This window comes from Streptomyces sp. bgisy130, assembly GCF_057708345.1.
In genome coordinates this window covers 263,207-280,725 of sequence record NZ_JBYISA010000008.1, presented here as the reverse complement: position 1 = coordinate 280,725, position 17,519 = coordinate 263,207, and the positions used below count along the sequence as shown (strand labels likewise).

The following is a 17,519-nucleotide window of genomic DNA, read 5'->3' as shown; positions in this document are numbered from 1 at the left end:
CGGCCCGCGTCACTGCCCTTCGGCGATCTTCCAGTCCTGCCGGTCGAAGGGCCCGTCGGCACACTTGCCGGACACCGCGCCCTTGTCGTTCTGCATGTCGGTCAGGCATTCGTCGTTGCTCACGTTGACGATGCGGGTGAGGCCGTTGCCCGTGTCCACCAGCCGCCACTTCTGATGGGGCGGCAGCTGGCCCGAGGCCAGTTGCTCCGGGTCGGCCTTCATGAGCTCGACCTCGTTGGTGTTCGGCTTCAGCTGGGCAACGCCGCCCGGGGAACTGCCCGGCTCCAGGGAGACCGTGTTGTCCTCGGGGTAGTGGTGGATGATCCACCACTGGTTGCGGCCGAACTGATCCTCCGTCCATGTGGGGCTCTGGCCGATCTGCGTGCCGTCCTCCTGACCGCCCCCGTTGGCCTGGAGGTACCAGCCACCGTTGGCGCCGGACTTGATGGTCTGCTGCGCCGGCCCCTCGTCCTTCGGTTCGTCGCCGCCGGCCGGCTCCTCGGGCTGTTCCTCCGGCTTCTCCTCGGGCTTCTCCTCCGGCTCCTTGGACGGGGCCGGCGCGGTCGGCTTCTCTTCCTTCTGCGGCAGCTTGTGGGACGCGCCGGCCTTCTCCCGCGCGCTGGAGGTCAGCTTGGGCGCGGCTCTGAACCACAGGGCCACGAAGGCGATCGCCGCCACGAGCAGCAGCGACAGCACCGCCATCGCCCAGCGCGGCAGCACGGACGGCTGGAGGTAGGTGCCGTGCAGCTCGGTCGGCTCCGGGACTCCGGCACGCTGCACGGAGACGGTGAACGGGTGCTTGTTGACCCCGCCGACCCAGCTCACTGTGCCCGGCCGGATATTGACGCGGGTGAAGGCGGCCCGGCCCGGCGCGACCTGGACCGATGTCGGCTCGGGCTCGACGGTGAGGGCGTCACCGTTCTCGCGGCCGGAGAGGGACACCGTCAGCGGCTGGTTGCCGAGGTTGTCGACGGCGACCGCGGCCTTGGTGCGCCAGCGGCCGCGTACGGTCAACGGGACGAGTTCGCAGCGGAGTTCGGAGAACGGCCCCACCGTGAGCTGTCCCTCGACGACATCACGGATCTCCGGGTGCTCCGTCGGCTCGACGCGGATGCCGAACGGCGTCGGCCCCGCTACGGCGTCCGGCGTACGCGGAGGCGCGAACTCGACCTGCGCCGTGCCCTCGGCACCGGGATACAGCCGCAGCACATCCGGCTCCACCCGTGTCCAGCCCGCTGCGTCGCCGGCCGGCCGCAGCCGGTACTCCTCCACGGTGTCGCCCGTGTTGCGTACCCGCAGCCTTACCCTCGCGACGGAACCGGGGTCGACGGTGATCGAAGCCGGTTCCAGTGAAGTCCACATGCTCACCAGTGCAGTCAACCGGCTGCGCCGGGTCCGGGTCAGCGTGCGGAAGGGCAGAGCCGGGGGCAGAGTGGGATGTCCTTATGGCTCCTTGCACCGCAATCCGCCCCGCCGGCCACCCCTGGGAGGCCGTGCAGCAGCCGGACACCGTTCGCCACCTCGGCCGCGCGGCACCGTGCCGGCACCACCCGGGCCGAGAGCGGGGCGGGGCGGGCCCCGGCCGGACTCATCGGGCCTCGGCACCGCACGGTCACGGGCGGCGCGCGACCGCCCCCGGGAGAAGGCACCGCCCAGCTCCCGTTCGATGTTGACGGCCCGCGCCGCACACTCCGGAGCCGCCCCCGCCCGGCCGCCCCCGCCCGGTGCGCCGCAAGCGCGCCGGGCCCAGGTCAGCGCCTGCCGGCGAGGGACCGCCGACTTCCGCCCCCGCCCGGTGTGTTCCGGGCTTCTCGCCGCGAGCACGAGGGCCAGTTCGTGTGCGTCCTTGGCACTGAGCAGGGGCGCAGGGACCGGCCGCAGGCTCTCCGGCAGTGCGCACACCGCCTGTCCGTACGTCCCGGTGCGGGCCCGCGGAACCCGGAGCAAACGCCGGGCACGCGCCGCGGCCATGTGGTCGCCGTGCCGCCGGGCGGTGTCCAGGGCGCGGCGGATCAGCGGTTCGAGCGCGTGGTGGCGCCCGGTGTTCCGGAGCGCATACGACCAGGCGGTGAGGAGCTCCACGGTGGGGCCCAGCAGTCCGGGGGTCGCGTCCAGGGCCCGCTCCACGGCCGCGTACAGCCGCGGGTGCGCAGCGTGCAGCCACGCGCGCGCGGCGTCGGCATCGGCGAGCGCACGGCCCGGGCGGTCAGGGCTGTCAGGGCTGTCAGGGCTGTCAGGGCTGTCAGGGCTGTCAGGGCTGTCAGGACGGCTTCGCAGATCCGGCGCGGCGCAGGACGGCCTGATCAGCCGCGCCGCGGTCAGGACGGTGGCCCGTACGTGGTCGAAGAAGCGGTGCCGTGCCGCCTCCCGCTCGGCAGGACTGTCCTGGCGTTCGCCGAGCCGCCGGGCGAACAGCCCGACCAGATCGTGGTAGCGGTAGCCGTCGTCGCCGTGCGCCTCCACGAGCCCGGCGTCGACCAGCGCCTCGACCGCCGCCTCCGCCGCGTCGTCGGTGGTGTCCAGCAGTGCGGCCGCGGCAGCCCGGCAGAAAGTCGGCATGCTGCCCAGGGCGAGGGCCCGGAAGGCATGGGCAAGGCCGGGGCCGAGCGCCTCGTAGCCGGCCCGGAAGGTCGCTGCCACGCCCAGGTCGCCCACCCGCAGCTCGTCCAGCCGCCGCCGCTCGCTCAGCCGGGCCACGAGGTCGGCCAGGGCCCAGGCCGGCCGGGACGCCAGTCGGGCGGCGGCGATGCGTACGGCGAGCGGCAACCCGCCGCAGGCGGCGACCAGTTCGCGGGCGGCCGCGGGCTCGGCGGCCGCCCGCTCCGTCCCCACGATCGCGCCGAGCAGCCCCAGCGCCTCCGCTTCGTCCATCACCTCCACGTCGACCCGGCCGGCGCCGGGCAGCGCGAGCGTCCGCGCCCGGCCGGTGACCAGCACCGCGCACCCCGCCGCCCCGGGCAGCAGCGGCCGCACCTGTGCGCTGTCGCGGGCGTTGTCGAGGAGTACGAGGACCCTGCGGCCGGCGATCAGCGAGCGGTACAGGGCGGACTTCTGCTCCAGCCCGTCCGGTACGGCGCCCTCCGCGACACCGAGCGCGCGCAGGAAGTGCGTCAGCACGGCTCCGCTGTCCGCCGGAGCACGGCCGGTGCCCTTCAGGTCCACATACAGCTGCCCGTCGGGGAAGCGGGCCCGTACGGCATGCGCCACATGCAGCGCGAGCGCGGTCTTGCCGACTCCGCCGAGCCCACTGAGCGTGGCCACCACCGGCGCCCGCCCACCGGCCGCCCCGCGCAGCGCCGAGACCAGGTGTCCGACGGCCTCCGTACGCCCCGTGAAGTCGGCGATGTCGGGCGGGAGCTGAGCCGGTATGGGCGAGGGCGGGGCGATGGACGAGGCGTTCGGGGTGGGGTGGGGTGGGCGGGGGCGGTGGTCACGGCTGTCGTCGGGACGGGCGCGGTCGCCGTCGGGACCGGAAACATGCCCGGCCCCAGACCCGGCCCCAGACCCGGTCCCAGGACCGATCCCAGCCCCGCCCCCACGCCCATACCCCTTGGGCCGCTCCCGCAACTCCTCGTAGGCCGCCCGGAGTTGAGCCCCCGGCCCGGTGCCGAGTTCGGCGTCGAGGGTGCGGCGGGTGGCCGCGTAGACCGCGAGGGCCTCCGCCCGGCGGCCCGCGCGGTGCAGGGCCAGCATCAGCAGGGCCTGGGTGCGTTCCCGTAGGGGATGCTCGGCGGCGAAGGCCCGCAGTCCGGCTATCGAGGGGCCCGGCGGACCGGTCTGCCCGCCCGACTCCAGCCCGCAGTCGAAGAGTTCCTCCTGGGCGGTGACGCACAGTTCGGTGAGCCGGTCGCGCTGCCGCTGTGCGTACGGTCCGGGCAGTCCGGCCAGCGCCACCCCCTCCGGGAGCGCCAGCGCACCCCTCAGCTGCTCATACGCGCCCGCGGTGTCGCCCGCACCCCGCAACCGGCGGGCGGTGCCCAGCCGCTCCTCGAAGCCGGCCGCGTCCAGCGCCGCGCCGGGGACCCGTAATGCGTAGCCGCCGCCCGACGACACCAGCAGCTGTGCGTGCTGCCGGGGCGCACGCTCCGGCTCCAACAGGCCGCGCAGCCGGGAGATATACGTCCGGACGGTGCCCACCGCCCGCGGCGGCGGCCGCTCGTCCCACAGCGCGTCCACCAACTGCGGTACGGACACCGGCCGTCCGGCGTGCAGCAGCAGCATCGCCAGGACGGCGCGCTGCTGTGGCGGGCCGAGCGGCAGCGGACGGTCTCCGCGCCAGGCCCGCACCGGGCCGAGCACCTGAAACCGCAGCCGGCCGGCCCGGTCCGGGCTGCCCGCCCGCTTCGCGCAGGACGGCTCGTTCGCGTCGCAGTGCACCGCCAGCTCGCTCCCCTGCCCCTGTCGACCTGCCACGCCACCCCTTCGGACCAGCACTGATGTACCGGCCGTACCAAACGTAGCCCAGCGCGCGGACCCCGATTCCAGGAAAACGTCTGATATTGACCCAACGCCCATTCCCCCCTTTTTCTCCGGCCATCGGGGCTTCTCACCGGCCCTCACCAGCGTTCCCACTGCACATCGATGTCCGGCAGGGCAAACGTGCTGCCCGTTCGGCTCCCCTTCCGCCTCTGGAGACGACCGGCGCTGCGGCCGAAAATCGGCGTGGGGCCACCTGGGTCGGGCGACGGGCCCCTCAGGACGGCCCACGGACCAACGAATCACCGGCCGCCAGAACGGAGCCCTCGTGCACGCACACGAACGGCGGGCCACGGGAGGGGAATCGGCGCCGCGCACCGCGACCCGAGGACCCGAGCGCCCCCGCACCCCCGCATCGGCTCTGTCCACCCATGGGCCGGATGCGCTGCGCACCCTTCAACGGACCGCGGGCAATGCGGCGGTCGCCCGCGCGCTGGCCCCGGAGCAGGCAAGAGAGCCACAGCAGGTGCAGCGGTACGCGGAGGGAGAGGCCGCGCACGGCTTCGACAAGGTCTCCACACAGGGCGGTATCGCCCTCCGGGGCCGGCAGGAGGCATACGCCGACGCGGACATGATCGCCGCCGCCGCGCACAGCCTCGATTCCCAGGACCGGGTGCCGATCACCCTGGAGCGCGGGGCGGCGGTGCAGGTCGGTGAGCGCACCCTGTACCGGGTGCTGCCCGTCTACAAGGACGCGGCCAGGGCGGAGGCCGCCGTACGGGCCGCGGGCCGCAATCCGGAGGGAGCCGGCCATGAGCCCGTACGCGGGGACACCGGGGCCCAGCGCGACGACAAGCGTGCGGCCTACCTGCGGTCCCTGACCGACCCCCCGGAAGTCCGGCAGCTCGTGGCCCTCACCCGGCGCATCGTGGCGGCGCGCCAGGCACGGACCGAACCGCGCAGCTCCACCGTCGACGGGCTGCGGGCCGAGGCCATGAAGCTGGCGGTGGCCACGATGGGCGGTGGCTGGGTCGCCGCGCATTTCCCCTACCCGGAGCGCGCGGGCCGGGAGGGGCTGACCGACCTCGCCGTCCTCATGCCGGGCCTGACCTCCGAGTTCCTCGCCTGCCTGCCCGCCGTGGAGAACCAGGAGGCCCAGGTGCAGGAGCTGCTCATCACGCTCCCCAATGACTGCCAGGCAGCGGCGGCCCAGCTCATCGGCAGGCCGGCGGACGGCGGGCTCAGCGTGCGGCGTGACGCACCCGCCGTCGGTGAGAACCACTACGTCGACCTGACCGCAGCGGCCCCGGACGGCTGGGCGAACCACTTCGCCGCCGTCATCCTCCGCGACGGCTCCGACACCCTCACGTACGAGGCCGCCGCCGACCGCACCAGCGCAGTGCAGCACGGCAAGTCCCTCGGCTATTTCGCGCTGTACGGCCGGGCCGGGAGCGACCAGTCCTTCGACACCGTCATCCGCGCCCAGAACCTGGCGTACGCAGCACGGACGGCGCCGCCCACGTGACCGAACGGGCAGTGCGCTCTGCCCCCGACGGCGCCCGTTCGTCTCTACAGCCGGGGCCGCCCGTCCGCCAGGGTTGAAAACGTAGGGCGCAGAGACGGCCCGTAGTGATCAGCAGGGTGATGGGGGAGGAACGACGTGCGGGCACAGGATCGGCAGCCGGGCTCGGGGAACGCACGCCCGGCGGCGGCGCAGCCCGCCCGTATGACGCCCTCCCCGGCCTCCGACGCGGCCCGTCAGACGGCGGCCGGCGAGGCGGAGCGGCTCACGCCGGAGGCGGCCGCCGCCCTCCAACGGGCCGTGGGCAACGCGGCGTTCTCGGCTGCCCTGGCCGGGCAGGAGCAGCACCGGCACGGCCCCGGCTGCGGACACGGCGCACCGCCCGCCGTGCAGCGCTCGGCCGTCCACGATGTCCTGCGCGCGCCCGGCCGCCCCCTCGACGAGCCGGTCCGCGCCGACATGGAGACCCGCCTGGGCGCGGACTTCTCCGACGTGCGGGTGCACACCGACGCCTCCGCCCATGAGTCGGCCGAGGCCGTCCAGGCCCATGCGTACACCTCCGGTTCGCACATCGTCTTCCAGCGCGGCCGCTACGACGCCTCCTCCGCGTCGGGCCGCCACATGCTGGCGCATGAACTGACCCACGTCATCCAGCAGCGCAACGGCCCGGTCGCGGGCACCGACCGCGGCGACGGGACGAAGGTGAGCGATCCGTCCGACCGGTTCGAGCGGGAGGCGGAGGCCACCGCGAGCCGGGTGCTGTCGGCAGAGGTGCAGCGGACGGCCGACCCCGCGCCCGCCCCGGCCCACGGCACCGCGGGCGGGCATCATCCCGTGCAGCGGACGTTCAAAATCGCGAACAAGACCGTTCAGACCGCTGACGATGTCCTTCCCGTCGAAGCGCTGATCGCCAAGGGCAAGGCGCGCCATGCCCGCTGGGACGACGACTTCAAAACCAAGATCCGCAACGAACTCGTCAAGATGGCGGGCGAGGAGCAGGACTTCGGGCGGTACGGCTCGTACGAGGATCTCCTGGACTTCGCCGAGAAGCGGGTCCGCGCGGCAGCGGCGGCTCACCTTCCTCCGGTGGTCCCCACCGCCATCAAGACCGGTGCCTCGAATCCGGAGCACGCGGGGGCGAAGATCTCCGAGACCGAGCAGATCCACCGCCTCGCCGAGGTCCGCCGGCGGCTGTCGCTGCGCGGGACGGAACAGGATCTCGACGGGTTCCGCGACCGCCAGAAGATGGTGAACCCGTTCAAGCACAAGCCGACCGGCAACGCCTACTCCATCGGCCATACCGGAAACTTCGTCCTGGGCGGCCCCCAGGAAGGCGAGTACGACGCGCTCTTCGAACGCGCCGCGAACAGCAGCGGCCTGTCCGACAAGGAACTCGCCAAGCATTTCATCCGGGCCCTGACCGAGCCGGGATATGACTTCGATGGCATGAGCGAGGACGGCCGCAAATACTGCACCAAGGTGGTCGCCATCATTCAGGGCGCCGAATTCCGCCGGGCCGCCGCCAACCCGACCGTGGCGATCGCCGCCTTCAACCAGGTCGTCACCGGCGAGGCCGGCACACTGCACGAGGCCCTCAACCGGTACGCCATCTTCGCCAAGGCCAAGGGGAACTCCGCCACCGGCGGCTCCAAGGACTCGCAATTCCACCGCGATACGGACGTGGACCAGAGCGACGGGGACTTCAAGAAGCGGGCGATCAACGAATACCAGGCACTCGCTCAGCTGGTCTCCGCCAACGACTTCGACCCGAACGACGCGGAAGAGTTCTACAAGGGGTGCGACAAGATCGCCGCCACCTCGATGAGCTCCTTCGCCTCCACCTTCGAGTACGCGATGCCCTGACCCTCATCGCCCGCACTGCCTTTCATCGTCAGCACATCGCACGTCAGCACACCGCACGAGAAGCAATCGAACCGGCCGGTTCGCCTATCCAGGGAGTAACAGAAGATGCCCACCTACCTGTCCCCCGGCGTCTATGTCGAGGAAGTCGCCAGCGGATCGCGGCCCATTGAAGGGGTCGGGACATCGGTGGCGGCCTTTGTCGGTCTCGCTCCCACCGGTCCGCTCAATGAGCCGACCCTGGTGACGAACTGGTCCCAGTACGTGGCCGCCTTCGGCGAGTTCACGGACGGGTACTACCTCGCGCACTCCGTCTACGGGTTCTTCAACAACGGCGGCACGGCGGCGTATGTCGTACGGGTCGGCGGGTCCGACGACGACGGAGCGCAGCAGACCGCCGCGGCCCCGGAGGCGCCCAGGGCGCTGACCGCCGGTGAGCCGAGCGCGCTCGGGGCCTTCAAGGTCTCGGCGATCGCGGCCGGTTCCGCCGGGGCACTCACCGTCGAGGTGCAGGACGTCGAGGGCGAGGGCGGTGCCGACCGGTTCAAGCTGAACGTCAAGGACGGCGACAAGGTCGTCGAGAGCTTCGACGTCAGCGCGAAGAAGAGCTCGCGGAACTATGTCGTCACGCAGGTGAAGCAGCGTTCCAAGACGATCGTCATCGAAGAGGCCGCCCCGGCCGCGCAACTGACGAAGCCGGACGCGCAGCAGGTCGCGCTGGCCCCGCCCACCGCCGCGCCCGCGACGCCCGCCGGGAACGGCGCGGTCGAGCGGATCGCCTCCGGCCAGTTCATCGGCGACTCCGCCGACCGCACCGGCTTCGGCGGCCTGGAGGCGCTCGACGAGGTCAACATGGTGGCCGTGCCCGACCTGATGGCCGCCTACCAGCAGGGCCTGATCGACCTGGAGCAGGTCAAGGCCGTCCAGCTGGGCCTCATCTCGCACTGCGAGCTGATGGGCGACCGGATGGCGGTCCTGGACCCGCCGCCGGCCCTCAACGCCCGCGACATCCGCAAGTGGCGCCAGGAGATCGCGGGCTACGACTCCCGCTACGCCGCGCTCTACTACCCGTGGATCAAGGCATTCGACCCGGCCACCGGCCAGACCCGCACCATCCCGCCGTCGGGCCACATGGCCGGCGTGTGGGCCCGTAACGACTCCGAGCGCGGCGTCCACAAGGCCCCGGCCAACGAGATCGTCCGCGGCGCCGTCGACCTGGAGCTCCAGATCACCCGCGGCGAGCAGGATCTGCTCAACCCGGTCGGCGTGAACTGCATCCGGGCCTTCCCCGGCCGCGGCATCCGGGTCTGGGGCGCGCGGACCATGGCCTCCGACCCGGCCTGGCGCTACCTGAACGTGCGGCGCTACTTCAACTACCTGGAGGAGTCGATTCTCATCGGCACCCAGTGGGTGGTTTTCGAGCCGAACGACGCGGCACTGTGGGCCCGTATCCGGCGCAACATCTCGGCGTTCCTGGTGAATGAGTGGCGCTCGGGCGCGCTGTTCGGGCAGCGCCCCGAGGACGCGTTCTATGTGAAGTGTGACGCGGAGACCAACCCCGTCGAGTCCGTCGACCTGGGCCGGGTCGTGTGCGAGATCGGCATCGCGCCGGTCAAGCCCGCCGAATTCGTGGTCTTCCGGCTGGCCCAGTTCTCGGGCGGCGGCGGGGAGCTGGAGGAGTAAGCACACACCTGAATCCGGGCCCAGCCCCCCTCTCCCTCCTCATTCCCTCTCCCCGTCAGCACTTTTCTTCTCACCACAGGAGTGAACCACCTTGTCCCTTCAGCCCGGTGATGCCCTCACCTCACACAATTTCGGCCTCCAGATCGACGGCGTGATGGTCGAATACCTCCAGGAGGTCAGCGGACTGACCATGGAGCAGGACGTCATCGAATACCAGCAGGTCTCGGCGGACGGCAAGCCCGTCGTGAAGAAGATGCCCGGCACGAAGAAGGCCGGCGAATGCACCGTGACTCGCGGTATGACGCAGAGCGGCGCGTTCAGCGAGTGGATCAACAAGTCCATCGCGGGCGATATGGGTTCGGCCCGTAAGAACGCCACCATCATGATGATGGACTACCAGAACAACCCCGTGAAGCGTTACAACATGCGCAATGCGTGGTGCAGCAAGGTCGAGACCAGCGGGGTCAAGGCGGGCGACGCCGCCGCGCTGACCGAGCAGGTCACCATCGTCTTCGAAGAGCTGGTCATCGAGTAATGCGGCGCGAGGGCCCGGCGGGGGCGCAACAGCAACGCGAGCCGTTGCGTACGGAATTCGAGTTCGAGCTGCCACGCGGATTCGTGGACGAGTCCGGGACCGTGCACCGGAACGGTGCGATGCGGCTCGCGACGGCACGGGACGAACTGATCCCGCTGCGGGATGTGCGGGTGCGCGAGAACCCGGCATATCTCTCGGTCGTGCTGCTGGGCCGGGTCATCACCCGGCTCGGCACGCTCGCATCCGTGCACGACGGGACGGTGGAGAACATGTTCGCCTCCGACCTGGCCTTTCTTCAGGACTTCTACCGGCAGATCAACGCGGAGGGGCACACCCGCGCCGCGGTGTCCTGCCCGCACTGCGAGGAGCCCTTCGAAGTGGAGCTGGCCGGGAGCCGCCTGGGGGAATCGTGACGTACGCGACCGGGCGTATCGAAGAGGAAGTCGCCTATCTCGCCTACCACTTCCACTGGGGCATCGACGACATCCTCGACCTCGAACACGCCGACCGGCGCGCGTACGTGTCACAGATCGCCGCCCTGGTGGAGCGGGCTGAAGGGAAGCAGTGACGGAGGATGGGGTTGTTCAGGTGGCGGCGGAAGTCGCGGGGTGCCGAGGGTTCGCACCCTGCGCAAGGGCCTGAGGCCGGGGCGGCCGCGGAGACCGCTGCCGGGAGCGCGGACGGCGGCGGCGCCGGCGGCTGGGCCGCCGTGCCCCCCATCCAGCGGGTCCTGGGCACGCCGCGCCCGGTCGCGGAGCCCGGCTTCGCCGCGTCGCTGAGCGCGCACCGCAACCCCTCCTTCGGAGGGGAACTGGGTCATGACGTCCACGCCACCGCCCCCGGTGGCGTGCTGCGCGACGCCCTGGTGCCGGTCACCGGCCGCCCGGCCGACCTCGCACTCCCGGCCCTGCGACTTCCGGTCGCGGGGCGGGAGGACGAGGCGCCTGGCGGGAGCGAGGGGGCCGGGCTGCTGGGCGTCGGGGGGCGTGTCGAGGCTCAGGGCGGGGGTGCGGCGCGGGCGGAGAGTTCGGCTGGGGTGCGAACGGAGGGCCGGGGCTCGGCACGTACTGGGGCCCGGGGTTCGGCACGGACCGGGGGTCGGGATTCGGCACGGACCGGGGGTCGGGGTGGTGCCGCTGTGCAGCGGGTGGCGGCGGCGGGTGTACCGGGTGCGCCGGATGCCTCGCGTACCGAAGCCCGGGATGCAGCACGCGCCGGGGCTCGGGGGCCGGCCGCCGTACAGCGGGCGGCGGCGCCGGGGGCGCCGCGTACCGGGACGCCGGATGCCGCTGGTGCGGCGAAGCCGGGTGCCACAGGTGGGGAGAGCCGCGGTCCGACACGTTCGGAGAGCCCGGGTGCCGCGCGTGCGGAGAGCCCGGCTGCCGGGCGTGCGGAGACGCGAGGTGCGGCGCGTGGGGAGACCCGTGGTGCGGTGCCCATGGAGAGCCGGGATGCGGTGCGTCCGCTGATCGGGGATGCGGGTCCGGCGGAGGCCCGGGATGCGGCGGCCGTACAGCGGGCGGCGGCGCCGGGGGCGGCAGGTATCCCGACGGCTGCCGCGCGCGCTCCACGTCAATCGGCTTCGGGGGGCGGGAGGACGTCCGCGAACACCTCGCGGAACGACGCGCCGAGCGCAACGCCCAGCGCCGCGTCGGCCGATTCGCCGGGCACGCCTCCGGTCGCCTCGGCGAGCGGGCCGTCCGGCAGGCCGTTCGTCGCTCCGTCCAACTCCGCGTCCAACTCGCCATCTGTCACGCCGTCCACCACTCCGTCTGCCATGCCGTCGGGCAGTCTGTGGAGTAAGCAGAGGTCGGCGGTGGCCAAGCCGTCGGGCAGCGGTGATGGCGGGGCGCGCAGGGGTGGGACGGTCGCGCCGGGTGCCGAAGTCGCGCCCAGTGCCGAGGGCGCGCCTGGCACCACGGCCGTGCCCGGTGGCAAGGCTGCACACGACGGCGAGGCCGCGCACGGTGGTGGCGGTGAGGCCGCTCGCTCCGCATCGCGTGGGGCTGCCGGCCTCCCCTCAGCCCTGCCCGTGGCCAGGCCCGTACGGAAGCCCGTGGGCGCGCGGTCCCCGCTCACCTCGGCCGGCAAGGTCGCGATGCCGCCGCGTCGGCTGCGGCCGGCCACCACGTCGCAGGCGGGGAGCAGCACCACCGCCCCCACCCCGACCAACACTCCCTTGCAGCGCACCGAAAAAGCAGCGCCGTCGGCCACCACGCCTCCGGAAGCGGCGCCCCTTGTCTCTCCCCCATCCCGCACCGCTGCCGCCGAACCGGCGAGCGAGGGTGCGGCACCGGCCCCCGCCGCTGTACGACCTGACACCCCCCACCGGGTCGTCCAGCGGCGGGCGGTCGGCCCACGCAAGCCGATCGCCCCGAACCAGAGCAGCACGCCGAAGACCGGCCCGGCCACGGACGCCGTACCGGGCACCGGCCCGGCGCCGAGTAAGGACGCGACCCCGCTGACGCCAGGCACCGCACCAGGCGCGAACCCTGCCACGAACCCTGCCACGAACCCGCGACCGGTTTCGCGTACGTCCTCGCCCAAGAGCACGCCCCCGCAGGCGGACGGCGCCGTCGCCAGTGATCGCACAGCCCCGAGCGCGGCGCCGAGCCCCGCTGCGAGCCCGGCCGCGAGCCCGGCCACGGGCGACGGCGACCGAGCGCGCCGCCCGGTCCAGCGAGCCGTGAAGCAAGCCGCCCAGCGGCCTGCGCGAAAGACTGCGGCAACAGGCCCCCAGCGCCTCGGACTTGGCGCTCCGCTGCTCCCGAGCACGGAGACCGGTACCCCGGCCAAGGACGTTGCGGCCGACGCCCGGCCCGCCCAGCCACCGGCCGATGAAGGTCGCACGCCGGACCGCGGGCAGCCCTCGCGACCCGCGATCCAACGAAAGCCACTGATCGGCGCACCTACGGAGTCCACCGCGGTCCGTCGCGAGGCTGCTGCACCGACGCCCACGCCCACGCCTACGCCGACACCGGCACAGGCACAGGCACAGGCACAGGCACAGGCACCCCTGACGCCGCCGGCCCCCTCACCGATCCCGACGCCGGCCTCGTCCCAAACGCCGATCGCCACCCCGGGAACCCCGTCCGCGACCCCGGCCCCATTGCAGCGCTCGGCCAAGGGCCTCGAACGCCCCACCCCCGTAGCCCCGTTGCCGACTACGCGCACGCCGGAAAGCCGTACACCAGAGAGCCACACCCCGGAATCCCGTAAGCCGCAGCTCCACCCACGGGAATCCCACCCGTCGCCCTCCGGTACCCCGCAATCCCGCACGCCGGAGTCCCGCACCCCGCAATCTCACCCACAGGACTCCCCTGCACAGACGAGCCACCGACCGACGAATCAAGCACCTCCGAACCAACCGCTGACAACCAGCACCACTCCCCGCCCTGCCGTCACCGCTCCCCCCATCGCCCGTCGCGCGCCCCTCGCGTCCGCGCGTGCGCTGGATCCAGGTGTCCGGCAACGGCCCACCGGCCACGCGGCGGAGGCCGCCGGCCCGGCACCGGTGCAGCGCTCCAGCGTGCAGGCCCCACCCGCCGTCCCCCTTCGCCCCGCGACGAGCGCGGCGAGCCCGGAGAGTCCCGCCGGCGCAGCGGGACCGGCGTCCCGACGAGCGGCAGCTGTCCCAGCCGTCGCGCTACAGAAGCCGGCATCCGCGCCGACACCCACACGGCCATCGAGCCCCGCACGCACGGTCCGCACCGCACCCGCCGCCCTCGGCATGCCCATGGGGCAGCCCGGTCCGACCGCTCCCGGTGCCCCGACATCCACACGGCCCCCGAGCCCCTCACTCACCTCGTCTCACACGGTCCACACGGCCCCCACCGCCCCCGCCATGCCCGTAGTGCAGCGCGCACCCACCGCTCCCGGAGCCCCGTCACCGGCCCCAACCCCGGCCGCCCCCCAGCCGCTCACCTCCCCCACCCCACCCACACACCAACGGTCAGCCACACCAGCCAAACCCCCCAGCCCCACCCCACCCACAACCGCCCGCCCCATCCAACGCACCCCCAACACCCCCACAGAAGCCACCCCGAAGACCACCCCCACCACCCCATCCACCTCCACCCCAACCCCCACCGAGCCCACCACCCCCACCGACCCCGCCGCCCTCGACGCCCTCGCCCGGCGGCTGGTGACGCCGCTCTCGCGGCTGCTCCGAGCCGAGTTGCGCGGGGATCGCGAACGCATCGGCCGACTGCGCGACCACGGCCGCTGACCCGCGCCCGGCCCCATCCCCGTCCAGATCCCCAGCCCGTCCCCCGTCCAGATCCCCAGCCCGACCCACCCCCCTCCAGCCCGACCACCGCCACCTCACCCGAAAGAACCACCGACCATGCCTCAGGCCCAGGACCCCGGTTCCACCGTCTTCTTCAAGCTGACCATCGACGGCCAGGACCTCGGCCTGTTCAACGGCTGTGACGGCCTGGCCTCCGAGGTGGAGGTGGAGCAGCGGCAGGAGGGCGGCAACAACGGTTTCGTCTGGCAGTTGCCCACCCGCGTGACGTTCTCCACGATCCGTCTGACCCGCCCGCTCACCGCCGACACCTCGCGGGTGGCCGCCTGGATCTCGTCGCTCGCCACCGGCATCAGCCGGCCGACCGCACAGATCGCCGCGCTGCGCGCCGACGGCTCGATCGTCGCGCAGTGGGGGCTGGTGGAGGTGCTTCCGGTGCGCTGGCAGGGGCCGAGTCTGGACCCGGCCAGCCCGGGGGTGGCGACCGAGACGCTGGAGATCGCGCACCACGGGTTCACCGACGCGGGAGGTGCCTGAGGTGGCCGCACCGACCGGCGGGAAGGCGGGCGCGAGCCTCGTACGGGCCGCCCTCGCGATCCATCAGCCGCCCACCGACCTCGGCGGCTCCATCGGCGGGCGCATCGGTGAGGTGGAGTTCCAGTTCAATCCGACCCAGTTGCAGCTCGGGCGGGAGGCGGAGTGGCACACCCAGGCCGCGGTCGCCTACATGCGGGGCGCGCCGCCCAAGTTCACCGGCACCCGGCCCGCCACGCTCCAGCTGGAGGTGTTCCTGGACGCCTCCGGCACCCCGAATTCCGGGAAGGTGCAGAAGCAGATCGAACTGCTGCTGTCCTGCTGCGAGGTGACGGCGCAGAGCGTCAACTCCAAGCGTCCTTCGCCGCCTTGGGTGCGGTTTTCGTGGGGTTCGTTCAACACGGTGCAGTTCGTGGCGTATGTGACGAGCGTCAGTGCCACCTACACCCTCTTCAACCCGACCGGCGAACCGATCCGCGCCACCTGCACGCTGTCCCTGACCGAGGTGGCGATGCCCACCAAGGGGCAGAACCCCACCTCCGGCGCGCTCTCCGCCCGCCGTATCCACCGCACGGTCGCCGGGGACTCGCTCGCCTCGCTGGCCTGGCGGGAGTACGGGGACGCGACCCGCTGGCGGCTGATCGCGGAGGCGAACGAGATCGACGACCCGATGCGGCTGCGGCCGGGCACGGAGCTGCTGCTGCCCGCCGCCGACGAAGACCCTCCCGAAGACGGCAGCCGAAGCCCTTCGGCGCACCGTCCCCCTGCCCACGAATCCGCCCGATGACCAGCGAGAGCATCCGATGAGTGAGAAGACGTACACCAGCGTCCTGCATGCCGTGATCGGCGGCTCGCCGCTGCCCGACAAGCTCGCCGCCCTGCTCATCGCGGGCTGGGTGGACGCGAGCGTCAATGTGCCGTCCGCCTTCGAGCTCACCTTCAGTGACTCGGGGTCAGACATCCTCAAGACGTTTCCGCAGATCAAGGTCGGCGCGAAGGCGGTGCTGTCGCCGTTCACGGACGGGCAGCGCGGCACACCCATGGTCACCGGCGAGGTCACCGCCCTCGAAGTGGACGCGGACGCCAGCGGCAAGTACCTGGTCGTGCGGGGCTACGACCCGGGGCACCGGCTGCTGCGCAACCGGCGCGTGGCGGGCTACCCCAATATGACCGCGAGCGACATCGTGCGCCGGATCGCCGGCCTCAACAAGCTCTCCCTCGGCAAGGTGGAGCCCACCCGCACCGTCTACGAGCTGGCCACCCAGCCCAATATCACCGACTGGGACTTCCTGACCCGCCTCGCCCAGGAGAACGACGTCCATCTCTCCTTCGACCCGCAGGGCAAGCTCCAGTTCGGCAAGCTCACCCCGGCGGCGTCCGCGCCCGCCGACAGCACACCGGCCGCGCAGAGCCCGTACGTCCTGGAGTTCGGCCACAACGCGCTGCACAGCCGGATCGCGGTCACCGCCGCCGGGCAGGTCGACAAGGCGGGCGCGCGCGGCTGGGATATGCGGGCCAAGCGTGCGCTGTCCGCCCAGTCCCCGGCCACGACGAGCAAGGACATCGTCGCGGACATCGCCCCCTCGGCGCTCAGCAAACCGTTCGGGAAGGCCGAACTGACCGCGACGGACACGCCGTTCACCACCCAGGCCCAGGTCACCCATGCCGCGCGTGCCCTTGCCGACGATGTGGCGGGCTCCTTCGCCGAGCTGGAGGTGGCGGTCACCGGGAATCCGAAGCTGAAGCCGGGGCAGCCCGTCGCGCTCAAGGGCGCGGGTTTCCCCTTCGAGGGGAAGTACACGGCCACCGGCGTCCGCCATGTCTTCGAGTCCGGGCGGCAGTTCACCACCTGGCTGACCGTGTCGGGTCGGCAGTTCCGTTCGCTGTACGGGCTCGCGTCCGGCGGTGCGGACGCCGCGCCGCCCATGCCGGGCGTGGCCATGGCGCTGGTCAGCAATGCCAAGGACCCGCTGAAGCTGGGCCGGGTCCGGCTGCGCTTCCCCTGGCTGTCGGACACCTACGAGAGCGACTGGTGCCGGGTCGCGCAGCTGGGCGGCGTACGGGGCGGCGGACTGATCCTGCCGGAGGTCGGCGACGAGGTGCTGTGCGCCTTCGACCGCGGCTCGCTGGAGCATCCGTACGTCCTTGCCGGGCTGTACAACGGCCGCGACAAGCCGACGCCCAACACGGACGGGCTCCAGCCGGTGGATCCGACCAGCGGCCGGATCAACTGGCGCTCCCTCGCCTCGCGCAGCGGCCACACCGTCGAGCTCGTCGACGCCAAGTCCCGGATGAAGAGCGGCATCAGGCTCCAGACCGGCAACGGCCGGCTCACCGTCCACCTGGACCAGACGCGCACCCAGGTCACCATCCGCAGCGACGGTTCCGTCTCCATCACCGGGACCCGGAACGTGAGCATCAAGGCGGGCGGCAACCTGTCGCTGATCGCGGGCGGCTCGCTGACGATGAGCGCCGGCGGGGCGGTCGACATCAAGGCGGGCGCGAAGTTCGGCGTCATGGCGGGCGCCGTGGCGGACATCAACGCGACCGGCGCGATCAGCCTCAAGTCGGCCGGCGCGGTGGCCGTCAACTCTGTCGGCGCGGTCTCCGTCAGCGCGGTCGGCGCGGTGGCCGTCAACGCGGGCGCCGCGGCAGCCATCAACTCGCCGGCCACGGTCACGCTGAACGCACCTGCCGTCCTGCGCAACGGCATTCCGTTCTAG

The 17,519-nt window shown here is 72.5% G+C and carries 13 protein-coding genes; 10 read left to right on the top strand and 3 right to left on the bottom strand.

Features of this window, described 5'->3' with window-relative positions:
* Positions 1–9 precede the first annotated feature (9 nt).
* Both AC3EUV_RS14405 and AC3EUV_RS14400 read right to left on the bottom strand, forming a co-directional pair.
* Positions 10–1,362 carry an RICIN domain-containing protein gene (locus tag AC3EUV_RS14405; RefSeq protein WP_432141926.1) on the bottom strand — a complete coding sequence of 451 codons (1,353 nt, stop codon included), beginning with the start codon at positions 1,360–1,362 and terminating at the stop codon, positions 10–12.
* Positions 1,363–1,443: 81 nt separating this feature from the next.
* A complete protein-coding gene (locus AC3EUV_RS14400) occupies positions 1,444–4,413 on the bottom strand; it encodes an AfsR/SARP family transcriptional regulator (RefSeq protein WP_435603055.1) in 2,970 nt (989 codons plus the stop codon).
* A gap of 331 nt (positions 4,414–4,744) precedes the next feature.
* Between AC3EUV_RS14400 and AC3EUV_RS14395 the strand changes: the two genes are divergently transcribed.
* The 6 genes from AC3EUV_RS14395 to AC3EUV_RS14370 all read left to right on the top strand — a co-directional run bounded on the left by AC3EUV_RS14395 (position 4,745) and on the right by AC3EUV_RS14370 (position 10,584).
* A complete protein-coding gene (locus AC3EUV_RS14395) occupies positions 4,745–5,941 on the top strand; it encodes a hypothetical protein (protein WP_435603054.1) in 1,197 nt (398 codons plus the stop codon).
* Between the two features lie 135 nt (positions 5,942–6,076).
* Positions 6,077–7,801: an eCIS core domain-containing protein gene (locus tag AC3EUV_RS14390; RefSeq protein WP_435603053.1), complete on the top strand. Its 1,725-nt coding sequence runs from the start codon at positions 6,077–6,079 to the stop codon at positions 7,799–7,801.
* Between the two features lie 105 nt (positions 7,802–7,906).
* Positions 7,907–9,481 (top strand): phage tail sheath family protein, encoded by a 1,575-nt coding sequence (locus AC3EUV_RS14385; RefSeq protein WP_435603052.1) that lies wholly within the window; start codon positions 7,907–7,909, stop codon positions 9,479–9,481.
* A 91-nt stretch (positions 9,482–9,572) separates the two neighbouring features.
* Positions 9,573–10,016, top strand: a complete 444-nt coding sequence (locus tag AC3EUV_RS14380) for a phage tail protein (protein WP_018087540.1) — start codon at positions 9,573–9,575, stop codon at positions 10,014–10,016.
* Entirely contained in the window at positions 10,016–10,429 is a 414-nt protein-coding gene (locus AC3EUV_RS14375; RefSeq protein ID WP_362923096.1) for a hypothetical protein, read from the top strand. Before AC3EUV_RS14380 ends, AC3EUV_RS14375 begins: the two co-directional genes overlap by 1 nt.
* Entirely contained in the window at positions 10,426–10,584 is a 159-nt protein-coding gene (locus AC3EUV_RS14370) for a DUF6760 family protein (protein ID WP_085927347.1), read from the top strand. Before AC3EUV_RS14375 ends, AC3EUV_RS14370 begins: the two co-directional genes overlap by 4 nt.
* 1,004 nt (positions 10,585–11,588) lie before the next feature.
* Here the strand turns inward: AC3EUV_RS14370 and AC3EUV_RS14365 are convergent.
* Positions 11,589–11,795 carry a hypothetical protein gene (locus AC3EUV_RS14365; RefSeq protein WP_432141921.1) on the bottom strand — a complete coding sequence of 69 codons (207 nt, stop codon included), beginning with the start codon at positions 11,793–11,795 and terminating at the stop codon, positions 11,589–11,591.
* Between the two features lie 2,065 nt (positions 11,796–13,860).
* Here AC3EUV_RS14365 and AC3EUV_RS14360 point away from each other — a divergent pair.
* From AC3EUV_RS14360 to AC3EUV_RS14345, 4 genes are all read left to right on the top strand, one after another.
* Entirely contained in the window at positions 13,861–14,244 is a 384-nt protein-coding gene (locus tag AC3EUV_RS14360) for a hypothetical protein (protein ID WP_432141920.1), read from the top strand.
* 117 nt (positions 14,245–14,361) lie between these two features.
* On the top strand, positions 14,362–14,799 hold the full coding sequence (locus AC3EUV_RS14355) for a phage tail protein (RefSeq protein WP_327227577.1): 438 nt from the start codon (positions 14,362–14,364) through the stop codon (positions 14,797–14,799).
* Position 14,800: 1 nt separating this feature from the next.
* Complete coding sequence (locus AC3EUV_RS14350; RefSeq protein WP_432141919.1) at positions 14,801–15,583, top strand: CIS tube protein; 783 nt, start codon at positions 14,801–14,803, stop codon at positions 15,581–15,583.
* A gap of 16 nt (positions 15,584–15,599) precedes the next feature.
* Positions 15,600–17,519 (top strand): VgrG-related protein, encoded by a 1,920-nt coding sequence (locus AC3EUV_RS14345; RefSeq protein WP_432141918.1) that lies wholly within the window; start codon positions 15,600–15,602, stop codon positions 17,517–17,519.

What these genes read in the sequence shown, in the direction of transcription:
- AC3EUV_RS14365 (WP_432141921.1), bottom strand. Translation starts at nt 11,795, where the DNA reads ATGGCAGACGGAGTGGTGGACGGCGTGACAGATGGCGAGTTGGACGCG.
- AC3EUV_RS14405 (WP_432141926.1), bottom strand. Translation starts at nt 1,362, where the DNA reads ATGTGGACTTCACTGGAACCGGCTTCGATCACCGTCGACCCCGGTTCC.
- AC3EUV_RS14360 (WP_432141920.1), top strand. Translation starts at nt 13,861, where the DNA reads ATGCCCGTAGTGCAGCGCGCACCCACCGCTCCCGGAGCCCCGTCACCG.
- AC3EUV_RS14385 (WP_435603052.1), top strand. Translation starts at nt 7,907, where the DNA reads ATGCCCACCTACCTGTCCCCCGGCGTCTATGTCGAGGAAGTCGCCAGC.
- AC3EUV_RS14345 (WP_432141918.1), top strand. Translation starts at nt 15,600, where the DNA reads ATGAGTGAGAAGACGTACACCAGCGTCCTGCATGCCGTGATCGGCGGC.
- AC3EUV_RS14355 (WP_327227577.1), top strand. Translation starts at nt 14,362, where the DNA reads ATGCCTCAGGCCCAGGACCCCGGTTCCACCGTCTTCTTCAAGCTGACC.
- AC3EUV_RS14375 (WP_362923096.1), top strand. Translation starts at nt 10,016, where the DNA reads ATGCGGCGCGAGGGCCCGGCGGGGGCGCAACAGCAACGCGAGCCGTTG.